Origin of the sequence: Collinsella aerofaciens, from assembly GCF_020709435.1 — a bacterium.
GTDB classification, from domain to species: domain Bacteria; phylum Actinomycetota; class Coriobacteriia; order Coriobacteriales; family Coriobacteriaceae; genus Collinsella; species Collinsella aerofaciens_AU.
Window position 1 is genome coordinate 98599 of record NZ_JAJFDP010000007.1, and the last position, 15214, is coordinate 113812.

13 protein-coding genes and 2 tRNA genes are annotated in these 15214 nt (G+C 62.0%); 9 read left to right on the plus strand and 6 right to left on the minus strand.

The annotated features are described in order from the left end of the window. Positions 1 to 81: 81 nt before the first annotated feature. Together LK493_RS06080 and LK493_RS06085 are read right to left on the minus strand one after the other, a co-directional pair. A complete protein-coding gene (locus LK493_RS06080) occupies positions 82 to 2805 on the minus strand; it encodes an HAD-IC family P-type ATPase (protein WP_227790448.1) in 2724 nt (907 codons plus the stop codon). Between the two features lie 75 nt (positions 2806 to 2880). Continuing rightward, positions 2881 to 2957: transfer RNA gene (locus tag LK493_RS06085), tRNA-Arg, on the minus strand. A 204-nt stretch (positions 2958 to 3161) separates the two neighbouring features. Between LK493_RS06085 and aroF the strand changes: the two genes are divergently transcribed. From aroF to aroQ, 8 genes are all read left to right on the plus strand, one after another. Further along, positions 3162 to 4184 carry a 3-deoxy-7-phosphoheptulonate synthase gene (gene aroF / locus LK493_RS06090; RefSeq protein ID WP_022094767.1) on the plus strand — a complete coding sequence of 341 codons (1023 nt, stop codon included), beginning with the start codon at positions 3162 to 3164 and terminating at the stop codon, positions 4182 to 4184. A gap of 3 nt (positions 4185 to 4187) precedes the next feature. Further along, positions 4188 to 5102, plus strand: coding sequence for a prephenate dehydrogenase (locus LK493_RS06095; protein ID WP_035138596.1), 915 nt, complete (start codon positions 4188 to 4190; stop codon positions 5100 to 5102). A gap of 36 nt (positions 5103 to 5138) precedes the next feature. Beyond that, positions 5139 to 6245, plus strand: a complete 1107-nt coding sequence (aroB, locus tag LK493_RS06100; RefSeq protein WP_227790449.1) for a 3-dehydroquinate synthase — start codon at positions 5139 to 5141, stop codon at positions 6243 to 6245. Next, positions 6239 to 7558, plus strand: coding sequence for a 3-phosphoshikimate 1-carboxyvinyltransferase (gene aroA / locus LK493_RS06105; protein WP_227790450.1), 1320 nt, complete (start codon positions 6239 to 6241; stop codon positions 7556 to 7558). Before aroB ends, aroA begins: the two co-directional genes overlap by 7 nt. A 1-nt stretch (position 7559) precedes the next feature. After that, positions 7560 to 8657: a chorismate synthase gene (gene aroC, locus LK493_RS06110; protein WP_227790451.1), complete on the plus strand. Its 1098-nt coding sequence runs from the start codon at positions 7560 to 7562 to the stop codon at positions 8655 to 8657. Positions 8658 to 8710: 53 nt separating this feature from the next. After that, complete coding sequence (gene pheA / locus LK493_RS06115) at positions 8711 to 9856, plus strand: prephenate dehydratase (RefSeq protein WP_227790452.1); 1146 nt, start codon at positions 8711 to 8713, stop codon at positions 9854 to 9856. Next, complete coding sequence (locus LK493_RS06120) at positions 9857 to 11107, plus strand: shikimate kinase (RefSeq protein WP_227790453.1); 1251 nt, start codon at positions 9857 to 9859, stop codon at positions 11105 to 11107. A 64-nt stretch (positions 11108 to 11171) separates the two neighbouring features. Next, positions 11172 to 11609, plus strand: a complete 438-nt coding sequence (gene aroQ, locus LK493_RS06125; RefSeq protein ID WP_099431841.1) for a type II 3-dehydroquinate dehydratase — start codon at positions 11172 to 11174, stop codon at positions 11607 to 11609. Positions 11610 to 11713: 104 nt separating this feature from the next. Here aroQ and LK493_RS06130 read toward each other — a convergent pair. The 3 genes from LK493_RS06130 to LK493_RS06140 form a co-directional block, all read right to left on the minus strand. Next, positions 11714 to 11790: transfer RNA gene (locus tag LK493_RS06130), tRNA-Arg, on the minus strand. 54 nt (positions 11791 to 11844) lie between these two features. Continuing rightward, positions 11845 to 12612, minus strand: coding sequence for an ABC transporter ATP-binding protein (locus tag LK493_RS06135; RefSeq protein ID WP_006236046.1), 768 nt, complete (start codon positions 12610 to 12612; stop codon positions 11845 to 11847). 11 nt (positions 12613 to 12623) lie between these two features. Further along, positions 12624 to 13469 (minus strand): ABC transporter permease, encoded by an 846-nt coding sequence (locus LK493_RS06140; RefSeq protein WP_022094778.1) that lies wholly within the window; start codon positions 13467 to 13469, stop codon positions 12624 to 12626. Between the two features lie 160 nt (positions 13470 to 13629). Between LK493_RS06140 and LK493_RS06145 the strand changes: the two genes are divergently transcribed. Further along, positions 13630 to 14601 carry a glycosyltransferase family 2 protein gene (locus tag LK493_RS06145; RefSeq protein ID WP_117654851.1) on the plus strand — a complete coding sequence of 324 codons (972 nt, stop codon included), beginning with the start codon at positions 13630 to 13632 and terminating at the stop codon, positions 14599 to 14601. A gap of 102 nt (positions 14602 to 14703) precedes the next feature. Here LK493_RS06145 and LK493_RS06150 read toward each other — a convergent pair. Then, on the minus strand, positions 14704 to 15214 hold a 511-nt coding region (locus LK493_RS06150), incomplete at its 5' end, for an SDR family oxidoreductase (RefSeq protein WP_227790454.1).

Genomic DNA, 15214 nt, shown 5'->3' on the forward strand with positions numbered 1-15214 from the left:
TCAAACAATCGAGGTTAGAGCATAACATCGCCACGGCCCCACAGGAACAAGGCACCAATTCAACATCGCCAGGGCGCGTAGCTACTTCTTCTTTTTGCTTGGCATCGAGACTTTGATGCCTTGGGCGGACTTGGTCACACGAGAGCGCTTAGCTCCGGTACTCTTCTTTTTCTTGGGCTGGGCCTGGGCCACGCCCTCGAGTGCGCGGGCCTCGGCCTCGCGAGCGGTGCGATCTTCGCGGCGCTGCGCCATGTCGGCGGCGACGCGCTTGGCAAAACGTTCGGCCGTCGAGCCCGTCGAGCTCACCTTGCCGCCACCGCGACCCAGGCGGACGCGCACACCGCGGCCAAAACCAGTTGCGGCATGACGACGACGCGGCTTGAGCGAATCCATCATCGCGGCGAGCTTAAAGAACACCGAGCAGGTAAAGACCACGATAACAGCCAAGATAACCATCTGGCCCATCGACAGGTTGGCAATAGACAGCAGCTCCGGGAATCCGATAACGCCCACCAGGATGCCGGCGACTACAAACACAAAGAGCACCACACGTAAGGGCGTGAGAGGCTGCGAGATGCGCCAGATTAGGCTGACGCTCGCCGCGCACGACGTAAGCAGGCACATCGTAGACAGCGTGAGCTGGCTAAAGCCAAACACGCGCGCCACAAAGATATCGAGCGCCGCAGCCAAAATGACCGCAATCGACGCCGGCAGTGCACGCTTGAGTACGTTGCTCAAAAACGCACCCTTCACACGAGCATTGTTGGGCTCCAGGCCCAACACAAAGCCCGGCGCGCCGATGCAGAAGAAGTTAATGAGCGTCATCTGGATGGGCTCGAAGAGGTACGGCGGCAGCGCGATACACAGCGCCGCCAGGCCCATCGAGAACAGCGTCTTGGTCAGGAACAGTGAGGCCGAACGCTGCAGGTTGTTGATGGAGCGACGGCCCTCGGCCACCACGGCGGGCATCGAGGCAAAGTCGTTGTCGACGAGTACGATCTCGGCCACGTTACGCGCGGCATCGGAGCCGGCCGCCATGGCGACGGAGCAGTCGGCCTCCTTGAGCGCCAGCACGTCGTTGACGCCGTCGCCCGTCATGGCCACGGTGTGCTCGCGGCGCTTGAGCGCCTGCACGAGCTCGCGCTTCTGCTGCGGGGTCACACGACCAAAGACATGGTAGCGGTCCACTGCGGCATCGAGCTTGGCCGGCGTATCGAGCGTCGTAGCGTCCACATAAGCGTCCGCCCCTGGCACGCCCACCACGCGCGCGATCGACGACACCGTACGCGGGTCGTCACCACTGATCACGTTGAGGGTCACGCCCTGCTCGTTAAAATAGCCGATGGTCTCGGCCGCCGAGGTACGAATCTCGTCGCGGATGGTCACAAAGCCCACGGGCTCGGCCTCGCCCATCATATCGCCATCGGGCGTAAAGCCGTCCACGCGCGCCACCACGAGCACGCGGCAGGTATCGGCAAGCTCGGCGACACGGTTCTCGACCTGCGAAAACACACGATCAGAGAGCACAAACTGCGCCGCACCCATCACATAGGAGCCCTGCGCAAACGACGCGCCGCTCCACTTTTTGGAGGACGAGAACGGAATGACCGACAGCGGCTCAGACACCTCGACCGGGCGATCAGCATAATAGTTGAGCAGCGCCTGGCAGGTCTCGTTGGCATCGGCCGAAGTCGCACGCGCCACGTTAGCCAGCGCAAAATCGAGCACTGTGGTATCGACGGGAACAGCCGCCTCGTCCGAGTCCACGCCAAAGCCAACACCCTCAACAGGCAGCGGGTAGGTGCCCTCGACCTCCATACGACCCGAGGTAATGGTACCCGTCTTGTCCAGGCACAGCACGTCGACGCGCGCGAGCGTCTCGATGCAGTAGAGCTGCTGCGCCAGCACCTTGCGGCGGGCAAGGCGCACCGTGGCGATGGCGAGCACCGACGAGGTCAGCAGCACCAGGCCTTGCGGGATCATGCCCAGCAGGGCGCCCACCGTGGACAGCAGCGCCGACGAAGGCACATGACCAGCCAACAGCTCGGAGAAGCACCACGAAAGCGCGCTATCGCCCGGGGTTCCCGCGGCATCCCACAGCCAACTTACACTCGAGGCGAACAGAGCCAGGCCAAGCGGAATCATGATGATGCTCGCAAAGCGCACGATGGCGTTCAGCGCGTTCATGATCTCGGAATTGACCTTTTTGACGTACTTGGCCTCGTTATTAATTTTGGCCACGTAGTTGTCGGCGCCGACATGGATCACGCGGGCGCGCAGCAGGCCCGAGTCGATAAAGCTGCCGCTCATGAGCTCGGAACCGGGCTGTTTCTTAATAAGGTCGCTCTCGCCCGTCAGCAGGCTCTCGTTCACGAGCGCCTCGCCCGAAACCACCACGGCGTCAGCGGGAATCTGGTCGCCGCGCCCCAGGCGGATGATGTCGTCGAGCACGATCTGGTCCAGGTCGAGCTCCACCTCGGCGCCATCGCGCACCGCGATGGCCTTCTTGGAGGTCAGCAGCGTGAGCTTATCGACCATCTTCTTGGAACGCATGGACTGAATGACGCCAATAGCGGTATTGAGGAACACCACGAACAGGAACGTCAGATTCTTAAACGAACCGGTCAAAATGACCAGGAAAGCCAAGATCACGTTGATCAAATTGAACAGCGTGCAGAGGTTCTCGATGATGAGCTCTTTGACCGACTTGGTCTTGAGTTCCATGTTGCGGTTGATTTTACCGGCGGCGATACGCTCCTCGACCTCGGCGGTTGAGAGTCCGCGCTCGATATCCGTTGCTGCCATACCACGTCCCATCACGTCGCGTCGGTATAAGAAAACCGCCCGGACCATGCGAGGTTCGGACGGTCTTACGTTCGATGGTGCCCCATGTTGGATTCGAACCAACGGCCTTCTGCTCCGGAGGCAGACGCTCTAATCCCCTGAGCTAATAGGGCCAACAGTTGGCATTATACCCAAGTGCACCACGGGCTATCAAAATAAAAGAAAAAGCTTTGCAATTCCGAGGAAGACGAGCCGCAACGGCCCACTTTAGAAGGCAAAAGCGAGTCAGATAGTATAAACTCTCATGCACCATATATACACGGCTCGCGATGCGGGCCGTTTTTGCAAAAGTTATCCATCGAGGTGAGAGGCACACCATGATTGCAATTTTAAAGCAGAGCGCCAGCGACGAGGCCGTAAGCCATATCGTCAGCTGGATTGAGAAAAAGGGCCTGAAGACCGATGTCTCGCGCGGCGAGAACGAGACGATCATCGGCCTGGTGGGCGATACGACCAAGATCGACCCGTTCCTGCTCGAGTCCATGGATGTCGTCGAGCGCGTGCAGCGCGTCTCCGAGCCTTTTAAGCGCGCCAACCGCAAGTTCCACCCCGAGGACTCCGTCATCGACTGCGGCCACGGCGTCAAGATCGGCGGCGACCAGTTCCAGGTCATCGCCGGTCCCTGCTCCGTCGAGGGCGAGAACCTCATCCGCATCGCACGCCGCGTGAAGGCCGCCGGTGCCACGATGCTGCGCGGTGGCGCCTACAAGCCCCGCACCTCCCCCTACGCCTACCAGGGCATGGGCCCTGCCGGCCTCGACCTGCTGTGCGAGGCGTCTGCCGAGCTCGACATGCCGATCGTCACCGAGATCATGGACCCGCGCGACGTGCAGGTCTTCCTTGACAAGAAGATTGACGTCATGCAGATCGGCGCCCGCAACGCCCAGAACTTCCCCCTGCTCAAGGAGGTCGGCAAGACCCAGACCCCGATTCTGCTCAAGCGCGGCATGTCCGGCACGATCGACGAGCTGCTTATGGCAGCCGAGTACATCATGAGCGAGGGCAACGACAACGTCATCCTGTGCGAGCGCGGTATCCGCACCTTCGAGACCCGCACCCGCAACACCTTCGACCTTAACGCCGTGCCGGTGCTGCACCACCTGTCGCACCTGCCCGTCGTCGCCGACCCCAGCCACGCCACCGGCTACACCCGCTACGTCGAGCCCATGGCGCTCGCCGCGACCGCCTGCGGTGCCAACGGCCTGGAGATCGAGGTCCACGACGAGCCGAGCCGCGCCTGGTCCGACGGCGCCCAGGCCCTCACCCCCGATCAGTTCGACGACACCATGCGCCGCATCCGAGCCATCCGCGAGGTTGTCTGCCAAGAGACCATGGAGTAGCCCATGGGTACGGTGAGAAACGCGCGCGTTAACCAGGGCGGCCCCAAGTGCGCCGGCATCGTCGGCCTTGGCCTCATCGGCGGTAGCTTTGCCCGCGGCTATGCACAGGCGGGCGTCCGCGTGCTGGCCTGGGACCCCGATGACGATGTCATGACGGCCGCCAGCATGGGCACTGTCGCCGGAGAGCTCAACGACAAGACACTCGGCGAATGCGACATCATCGTCCTGGCTTGCTACCCCGAGGCATGCATCGAGTGGCTCGAGACGCACGCCAAGGCGCTCGCCGACGCCACCGACACCGACGCCATCATGGGCCCCGTGGTGATCGACACGGTGGGCGTCAAGGGCATCGTGTGCGAACGTGCCTTTGAGCTTGCCCGCGAGCACGGCTTTTACTTTGTGGGCGCGCACCCCATGGCGGGCACCCAGTTCTCGGGCTACGCTAACTCTCGTGCCGACCTGTTCCAGGGCGCCCCGCTGGTGCTCGTACCGCCCGCGGTAGACGATGCGCTCAAGCTGGAGCTTTTGGGCCAGGTGCGCGAGATGGTGCGCCCCTTGGGCTTTGGCAAGTTCAGCGTGACCAGCGCCGCCGAGCACGACCGCGTCATCGCCTTCACGAGCCAGCTTGCGCACGTGGTATCCAACGCCTACGTCAAAAGCCCCACCGCCCAGGTCCACCACGGCTTTTCGGCCGGTAGCTACCGCGATCTCACCCGCGTGGCGCACCTCAACCCGCAAATGTGGTCCGAGCTCATGATCGACGACGCCGACGCGCTCGCCTTCGAGATCGACCATCTGATCGAGTCGCTTGGCGCCTACAGCCGTGCGCTCAAGAACCGCGACCAGCGCTATCTGGAGAATCTCCTTGCCGAGGGCGACCGCATTAAGCGCGCACTCGACGACGAGGCCTCCCACTAGACCACCTATCACGCCAGGTCGAAAGGACCGAAGCTTATGGCGATTACCATCGATATCGACACCGCACGCCCCTACCAGGTGCATGTTGGCACGTTTTTGCTGGAGCAGGCGGGACCGCTCGTGCGCGCCACTGCCGGCGGCACCAAGGCCGTCATCGTGACGGACACCAACGTAGGCCCGCTCTACCAGATGCCCGTTAAGCAGAGCCTGGAGGCATCAGGCTACGAGGTGAGCATCTGCACCTTCGAGGCCGGCGAGGCCCATAAGCGCGCCGAAACCTATGTTGCCATTTTGGAGTTTGTGGCCGAGCACGAGCTTTCGCGCTCCGACGTGATCGTGGCACTCGGGGGCGGCGTCGTGGGCGATGTGGCGGGCTTTGTGGCCGCGACCTACATGCGCGGCTGCAAGTTTGTGCAGATCCCGACGAGCCTGCTCGCCATGGTGGATTCGTCGGTGGGCGGCAAGACCGCCATCGACCTGGCTGCCGGCAAGAACTTGGCCGGCGCCTTTTGGCAGCCGAGCGTGGTTATCGCCGACGTGGGGTGCCTGGCCACCCTCACGCCCGAGCAGTTCGCCGACGGCTGCGGCGAGGTCGTCAAGCACGCCGTGATCGCCGACCCGGAGCTTTTCGCCGAGCTGGAGAAGACCCCGCTCACGCTGGAGCTGCTCAACCGCGATGTGGCCCGCGTAGCACTCATCATCGCCCGCAACATCGACATCAAGCGCGCCGTGGTCGTCGCCGACGAGCACGAAACCAACCAGCGCAAGCTGCTCAACTTTGGACACAGCGCCGGACACGCCGTCGAGGCCTGCGAGCACTTTGAGCTCGGACACGGCAACTGCGTGTCGATCGGCATGGGCATCATCACGCGCGCCGCGGCCCTGCACGGCGTTTGCGATGCTGCACTGCCCGGCCGTATTGAGGAGCTCTGCGCCCGCCACGGCCTCAAGACCCGCTGCGACCTCAATGCCGATGCCGTCTTTGACGAGGCGCTCCACGACAAGAAGCGCGCGGGCGACACCATCGACCTGGTGATTCCGCACGGCATTGGCCGCTGCAGCATCGACCGCACGCCGCTTTCCACTTTCCACGAACTCATTGCCGAGGGCCTCGGCCAGAAGGGAGACGCATCCGCATGCTAGCCCGCATCACCCCGTCCCCGCTTAAGGGCACCGTTCCCGCCATCGCGTCCAAGTCGATGGCGCACCGTCTCATCATCTGCGCTGCCCTTGCCAACGGAGAGACGCATGTGACCTGCAACACCACCTGCGCCGATATTGAGGCCACGGTCCGCTGCCTCACGGCGCTCGGCGCCCGCATCGAGACCGTCGAGGACGGCTTCCAGGTCCACCCCACCATGAAGAGCATTGAGTTCGGCCTGCTCAAGGCCCTTGCCGGCGGCACGCTCGACTGCGGCGAGAGCGGCTCCACGCTCCGCTTTATGCTGCCCGTCGCCTGCGCGCTGGGGGCAGAGGCAACCTTTGTGGGACAGGGCCGCCTAGGCGCACGCCCGCTGTCCCCGCTCTCGGACGAGATCATTGCCGCCGGCTGCGACCTACAGGGTCTGGGCGGTTTTCCGCTCAAGACGAGCGGACGTATGCGCCCGGGCACCTTTGTGCTGCCGGGCAACGTAAGCTCGCAGTACATCTCGGGCCTGCTGCTGGCAGCCCCGCTGCTGGCCCAGCCCTCCAGCGTACAGGTGACCGGCCTCATCGAGAGCCGCCCCTACATCAACCTGACAATCCAGGCCATGAAGGCCTTTGGCGTCGAGGTCAACGTCGAGCGTATTCCGGCCAAGGACGGCCAGCCCGAGGTCACGAACTTCCGCGTGAGCAGTGGGTCGTATCGCACGCCCGGCAGCGTAGCCGTCGAGGGTGACTGGTCCAACGCCGCCTTTTGGCTGTGCGCCGGCGCTATCGGCACCGACCCCATCACCGTCGAGGGTGTGTCCCTGAGCTCCGCACAGGGCGACCGCAACGTACTTGCCGCGCTTTCGCGCTTTGGCGCCCGCATCGTGCGCTCCACCAACGCCGCCACCGTGCAGTCCGACAAGCTCGCCGGCTTTGAGATGAGCGCCCACGACATTCCCGACCTGGTACCCGTTATCTCGGCCGTGGCCTCGCTGGCTCAGGGCCGCACGTTCATCCGTGACTGTGCGCGCCTGCGCATCAAGGAATCTGACCGTCTGGTCACCACCACCCGCGAGCTCACCGCGCTGGGCGCACAGGTGCGCATCGCCGGTGACGACCTCATCATCAAGGGCGTCGATGCCCTTACCGGCGGCGAGGTCGATTCGCACAACGACCACCGCATCGCCATGATGGCAGCCATCGCCGCAAGTCGCGCCACCGGCGAGGTCGTGATCCACGGCGCCGAGGCCGTCAACAAGTCCTATCCCGATTTTTTCGACCACTACCGCCTGTTGGGCGGCAAGGTCACACTCGAGGAGGAATAGCGTGTCCTCGACCTTTGGCAACGTATTGCACTTAAGCATCTTCGGTCAATCGCACTCCCCCGCTATCGGCTGCTCGCTCGATGGCATCCCGGCGGGCATCGCCGTGGACCAGGAGCAGCTGCAGGCCTTTTTAGACCGTCGCGCCCCCGGTCGCGACGAGACCGCGACCAAACGCCGCGAGGCCGACACCGCCCACATCATCGCCGGTGTTGTCGATGGACATACCACCGGTGCGCCCATCGCCGCGATTATCGAGAACACTAACACGCGCTCCAAGGACTATTCCGAGCTGCGCCGCAAGCCCCGCCCCGGACATGCGGACTTCCCTGCGCGCGTGAAGTATCACAACATGCACGATGTCGCTGGTGGCGGGCATTTCTCCGGCCGCCTAACGGCACCCTTGTGCATCGCCGGCGGGATCGCGCTGCAGGCGCTCGAAGCCCGCGGCATTCAGGTCATGGCGCACGTCGCGCAGATCGGCGGTATCTCCGACTTACCCATGGACGATATGGTCTATCGCGAGGCCGACCGCAAGGCAATCCTTACGAACGATCTGCCGTGCATTGACGCCGCCGCAGCCGGCCGCATGCGCGAGGAGATTCTTGCCGCGCGCGACGAGCTCGACAGCATCGGCGGCATCGTGGAGTGCGGCATTTACGGGCTTCCCGCGGGCATCGGCGACCCCATGTTCGACGGCATCGAGAACCGCATCGCGCAAATCGCGTTTGGCATTCCCGCCGTAAAGGGCGTGGAGTTTGGCATGGGCTTTGCCGTGGCCGCCATGCGCGGCAGCGAGAACAACGATCCGTATCGCATCGACGCCGAGACCGGCGAGATCGAGGTTGAGTCCAACAACGCCGGCGGCATCCTGGGCGGTATTTCGACCGGCGCGCCCGTCATGTGGCGCATGGCCGTAAAGCCAACGCCCTCGATTGGCCGCGAGCAGCAGACCGTAGACATGGACGCCATGGAAAATGCCGAGCTCTCGATCCACGGCCGCCACGATCCCTGCATCGTCCCCCGAGCCGTCCCCGTAGCCGAAGCAGCCGCCGCCCTCGCCATCTGGGACGCTCTCCTCGAGGACGCCGCCCAGCTCTAACCCGACTCACCTGGGTTGCCTGCCAACTCAGCCGTTACGTGAAAGGGGCCTCCATGGACCTTGCTGACATCCGCCAGGCCATCGATGGCATCGACACCACGCTCCTCAACAGCTTTGTCGAGCGAATGGACATTGCCACCGAGGTAGCCAAGTCAAAAATCGAGATGGGCAAGGCCGTCTTCGACCCCGCCCGTGAGCGCTCAAAGCTCAACAACCTCGCCAGCCGCGCGCCCGAGCGCTACAAGGCGCAGACCATCACCCTGTTCCGTCTCCTCATGAGCATGAGCAAGGCCGAGCAGCAGCGCTACATCAACGAGCTCAAGGGCATCACGGTGTCGCAAAAGGCCCATGCCATGGCCGCAGCCTTTGACACACCCTTCCCCCAGACGGCAACCGTCGCCTGCCAGGGCGTCGAAGGTGCCTACAGCCAAATCGCCGCGTGCAAACTCTTCGACGTGCCCGACATCGCGTTTTTCGAGACCTTCGAAGGCGTTATGCGCGCTGTGCGCGACGGCTTCTGCGAGTTTGGCGTGCTGCCCATCGAGAACTCCACCGCCGGCTCGGTCAACGCCGTCTACGACCTGCTCGCCCAGTTCGACTTCCACATCGTGCGCTCGCTTCGCCTCAAGATCGACCACAACTTGCTCGTCAAGCCCGGCACTGAGCTCGCCGACGTGCGCGAGGTCTACAGCCACGGCCAAGCCATTGCCCAGTGTGCCGGCTTTATCGAGTCCCACGACCTGCACGCCACCAAGTACCCCAACACCGCCATGTCGGCCGAGATGGTCGCCAGCTCCGGGCGCACCGATGTTGCCGCCATCGCATCGCGCAGCTGCGCGACACTCTATGGCCTGGAGGTGCTGGAGTCCAACATCCAGGACTCGGACAACAACTACACACGCTTTGTCGTCATCAGCCGCGAGCCACGCGTCTATCCCGGTGCCAACCGTACCTCGCTCATGATCACCACGGCCAATGAGCCGGGTGCCCTCTATCGCGTGCTCGAGCGCTTCTACGCGCTCAACATCAACCTCATCAAACTCGAGAGCCGCCCCATCCCCGGCCACAACTTTGAGTTTATGTTCTACTTTGATCTGGACTGTCCCTTTGGCAGCAAGGCCCTCGACGACCTGCTCGATTCGATCGACGACGTATGCGAGAGCTTCACCTACTTTGGCAGCTACACGGAGGTGCTCTAGATGACCGATACCGCCGCAACCCGCCCCTACGGCGTGCTGGGCCGCGTGCTGGGCCACAGCTACACCCCGACCATCTACAAGGAGCTGGCGGGGCTTGAGTACGTGCGTTTTGAGTGCGAGCCCGAGGATCTTGAGGCTTTTATGACGGGCGACGAATGGGAGGGCACCAACGTGACCATCCCCTACAAGCGCGCCGTCATGGAATACCTGGACGAGCTGAGCCCGCTCGCCGAGCGCATGGGCAACGTCAACACCATCACGCGCCTGCCCGACGGCCGCCTGCACGGCGATAATACTGACTACTTCGGTTTCCAGTGCCTGGTCGAGGAGTTGGGCGTTGAGGTTGCCGGCAAGAAGGCCCTCGTGCTCGGTGCCACCGGCGGCGCCGGCACCACGGCAAGTATGGTGCTGGGAGACATGGGCGCCATCGTCGTACCCGTGGGTCGCACGAGCGAGGTCAACTACGACAATATCGCGCAGCAGTCCGACGCCTCCCTACTCGTCAACTGCACGCCCGCCGGCATGTTCCCCCATTGCCCCGACGCGCCTTGCACGCTCGAAGGCCTCGATGCGCTCGAGGGCGTCATCGACATTGTCTACAACCCCGCCCGCACGGGCCTGATGCTCGAGGCCGAGCGCCGCGGCATCCCCTGCATCGGCGGCCTGCTTATGCTTGTTGCCCAGGCGGCACAAGCTGTCGAGCGCTATACCGGCAAAGCCACCCCGCGCGAGAGGATCCTGGACGTAACGGAGCGCCTGTCACGCCGCGAACAGAACATCGCGCTGATCGGCATGCCGGGCTCGGGCAAGACCCGCGTGGGCGAGCAGATCGCCCAGCTCACGGGCCGCGAGCACATCGATCTCGATCGCGCCCTCGAGGAGCGCCTGGGCATGCCCTGCGCCGACTTTATCATCAAGTGCGGCGAGGCGGCCTTCCGCGAGCAGGAGACGGCAGCGCTGGCCGACATCTCCAAGCGCAGCGGCTTGGTGCTCTCCACCGGCGGCGGCGTGGTTACGCGCGACGAGAACTACCCTCTGCTGCACCAAAACAGCCAAATCGTGATGCTCAACCGCAAGCTCGACGAGCTCGCCCACAAGGGCCGCCCCATCACCGCGCGCGACGGCATCGACAAGCTGGCCGAGCAGCGTATGCCGCGCTACCGCGCCTGGGCCGACTACATCATCGACTCACGCGACTGCGCCGCCAACACCGCCCATGCCCTCCTCGACACCCTCCCACCCGCTCTCTAACCAAAACCACCACAAAGGGGGCAGGCACCTTTGTGGTGGTTTTTCAACTGCAAAGGAAGCAACCATGAAAGCACTCGTCATTAACGGCCCCAACCTCAACATGCTCGGCATTCGCGAGCCAGGCATCTACGGCAGCGACAACTACGATCGCTTAGTGCAGATCTGCCAGGAAGCGGGTGCCGCACAGGGCTTCGACGAGGTCGAGGTCTTCCAGTCTAACCACGAGGGCAGCATCGTCGACAAGATCCAGGAGGCCTACGGCAAGGTCGACGGCATCGTCATCAACCCGGCCGCCTACACACATACGAGCGTGGCGATCCTCGATGCGCTCAAAGCCGTCGCCATCCCTGCCGTCGAGGTGCACATCAGCGCCGTAGAGACGCGCGAAGACTTCCGCCAGGTGAGCTACGCCCGTCTGGCCTGCTTCGCCACCATCACCGGAGAGGGCCTGAAGGGCTACGCCCACGCGTTGGAGCTGCTGAAAGAGCATCTCGAAAAGTAAAATGCCAACCCCAACAAACAGCAGCGGCTTGCTCGCGCTCGGCTCCAGCAACACACAAGATGAAAAAAGCCCAGACCACCAAGCGGTCTGGGCTTAATAAACGATGGTGCTCCATGGCGGATTCGAACCGTCGACCTTGGGATTAGAAGTCCCCTGCTCTATCCAACTGAGCTAATGGAGCAAATAACCGCACGCCCAAGCAAGCACAAGCCTGTCAGGCGCAAGTAATTATAACCTAGTTGAACTGCTCGCGGTACGCCTTGCAGACCTCATCGACCGGGCCGTCCATGCGAAGGTCACCCTTCTCAATCCAAACGGCACGCTGGCAGATGCGCTCAACCTGCTCCATAGAGTGCGAAACGAACAGAACCGTCACGTCGCCGCTCTGGATAAAGTGCTGGATGCGGGCCTCACACTTTTGCTGGAAGAACACATCACCGACGGACAGCGTCTCGTCAACGATCAGAATATCGGGCTCGGTAATCGTCGCGATTGCAAAGGCGATACGCGCCACCATGCCCGAAGAGAAGTTCTTAAGCGGCATATCGACAAAGTTCTGCAGCTCAGCGAACTCGATAATGCCGTCAAAGTTGGCGTCGATGAACTCCTTGGTATAGCCGAGCAGGGCGCCGTTCAGATAGATGTTCTCGCGGGCGGTCAGCTCGGGGTCAAAGCCGGCGCCAAGCTCAATCAGCGGCGCGATGTTACCGTGCACCTTAACGCTGCCCTCGCTAGGCTCAAGAACGCCAGCGATAATCTTGAGCATCGTAGACTTGCCGGAGCCATTGGTGCCGACCAGACCCACAACCTCGCCGCGATGAATATCAAACGAGATGTGCTTAAGCGCCCTAAACTCCTCAAAGAACAGCTCGTGCTTGGCAAGCTTAATGAAGTACTCCTTGAGGTTGGTCAGCGACTCGGACGCCATGTTAAAGATCATGGTGACGTCGTCGACCTCGACAGCCAGAGGCTGCTCGCTGTAATCAACAACAGATTCAGTCATCACAGCACTCCTTAGATGTAGAGGATAAATTTGCGCTCGGACTTATGGAACACGGTATAGCCAATAATAAGCGCAAGAACCGCCCAAGCGACGCACATACCAAACGTCATAAGCGAGGGCGTAGTCTGAAACAGGAAGATATCGCGCATAAACTGCAGGTAGTTGAACATGGGGTTCGCATACATCAAGATACGCACGAGATGCGGCATTTGCGCAATATAGTCAGTCGTCCAGAAGATGGGCGTAATGTAAGTCCACGCCGTAATGACGACGCTCCACAGATGCATAACGTCGCGGAAGAAGACCGTAAGGGCAGAGAGCATCATGCCCAGGCCCATGCAGAAGCACATAAGCAGCAGCAGGCAAACCGGCAACAGAATCAGGTGCCAAGAAGGCATAACGCGGAACCACAGCATGACGATGGCGACGGCGACCAGCGAGAAGGCAAAGTTGACCAGCGAGAAGAGCACCTTCTGCACCGGGAAAACCCAGCGGTGCACCTTAACCTTCTTGAGCAGAGGGGCAGCGCCCACGATCGACGTCAGGGCCTGGTTAGTAGACTCAGACATGACGGCAAAGGTGATGTTACCCACGATCAAGTACAGCGGGTACATCTCGGGCGTCATTGAGCCATTGCGGCCCTGGCCAAAAATCGTCGAGAACACGATGGCCATGACGATCATCATCAGCAGCGGGTTGAGCACCGACCATGCGACGCCCAGAACGCTACGGCGATACTTGATCTTAAAATCCTTGGTAACCAGCTGACGAAGGATAAACGCATCCTTCTCAAATTCGTTCTTAGCAAACGTCGCAGGCAGACTGCGAGTTTCTTGTTGCTTTGTCTGATCCGACACGGATGCAACTCCTTTACTCGTAATCGTTGACAAACGAACAGTATAGACCCGACGGCCATGCAAACGATTCGCGCAACAAAACTGGAGAACTAACCCACATCTTAGGATGCCAGGCCCAAACGGCTATACTTTCTAGGATTGAATGTATAAGGAGCATTAAGTGAATTCTGAATCCATCGCCGTCATCATCCCTTGCTACAACGAAGCGCTCACGATCGGCAAAGTCATCGACGACTTTCACCGCGAGCTTCCGCAGGCGACGGTCTATGTCTATGACAACAACTCGTCGGACGATACCTCACGCATTGCCACCGAGCACGGCGCCACAGTCCGCTTTGAGCCCCGTCAGGGAAAGGGCAACGTGTGCCGCCAGATGTTTCGCGATATCGACGCCGATTGCTACCTGATGGTCGACGGAGACGACACCTACCCCGCCGAGGCGGCCAAGGCCCTCTGCGAGCCCATCCTTAACGGCACGGCCGACATGACCGTAGGCGATCGCCTTTCCAACGGCACCTACGCCGAGGAGAACAAGCGTGCCTTCCACGGCTTTGGCAATAATCTGGTCCGCGCCATGATCAAGTGGATCTATGGCTACAGCTTCGATGACGTCATGACAGGCTACCGCGCCATGAGCCGCCCGTTCGTTAAAACCTTCCCAGTGCTTTCCGAGGGCTTTCAGATCGAAACCGAGCTCTCGATCCACGCCGTCGACCACCGCTGGCGCATCAAAGATGTGCCCATCGAGTACCGCGACCGTCCCGAGGGTTCCGAGTCCAAACTCAACACCGTGAGCGACGGCATTAAAGTCGTTGCGATGATCGGCACGCTGTTCAAGGACTACCGCCCGCTGAAGTTCTTCAGCCTCGTTGCGCTTCTGTTCGCGGTATTCGGCCTCGCCCTGGGCATGCCCATCGTTGTCGAATATTTCCAGACCGGCCTCGTCCCGCGCTTCCCCACCGCTGTGCTCGCCGCCTCGTTTATGTTCCTGTGCGGCCTGAGCCTTGCGACCGGCTTCATCCTAGATTCTGTAGCAAAGGTCGAAAAAAAGCAGTGGGAGGTCAACGTGTACAGCAAATACGCCTACGACGACCAGCCCGGCCACCCTACTTCCATGCCAAGCGAGAGGTAGATCTTCCGCAAAATACTATTGGCACCACTGCGCAGATAGCCGCCAACAAGAAAAGCCGCCGTTAAAGAACGGCGGCTTTTACTCTCGAAAAGTTAATAGCGGCTAGAGCGTCTTGATGTACTCCCCCAGCTCTTCCTCCCAGTCGGGCATGTGGAAGCCGGCAGCCTCGAGCTTGGACAGGTCGAGCGCGGAGTGGACCGGGCGCGGGGCGACGGGGCCCTCGGCGCTCGCGTAGTAGTCGGCGGTCGATACCGGCACGACCCTGTCCCCGTTGCCGTTGGCGGCCTCGAAGACGGCGCGGGCGATATCGGCCCAGGACTTGACGGTGCCGGAGCCGGTGCAGTCGTAGGTGCCGTAGGGGGCGTGCGTCCCCAGCACGTGGAAGATGGCCTCGGCCATGTCGCGCGTGAAGGTCAGGCGGCCCAGCTGGTCGTCAACGACCGTGACCTGCTCGAGCCCGTCCTCGGGGTCGGCGACGCGGTCGGACAGGCCCTTCATCGTCTTGACGAAGTTGCGGCCCTCGCCGATGACCCAGCTGGAGCGCATGATGTAGTGGCGCGGGCACCCGGCCACGGCGATGTCGCCGGCGGCCTTGGTCTGGCCGTAGACGGAC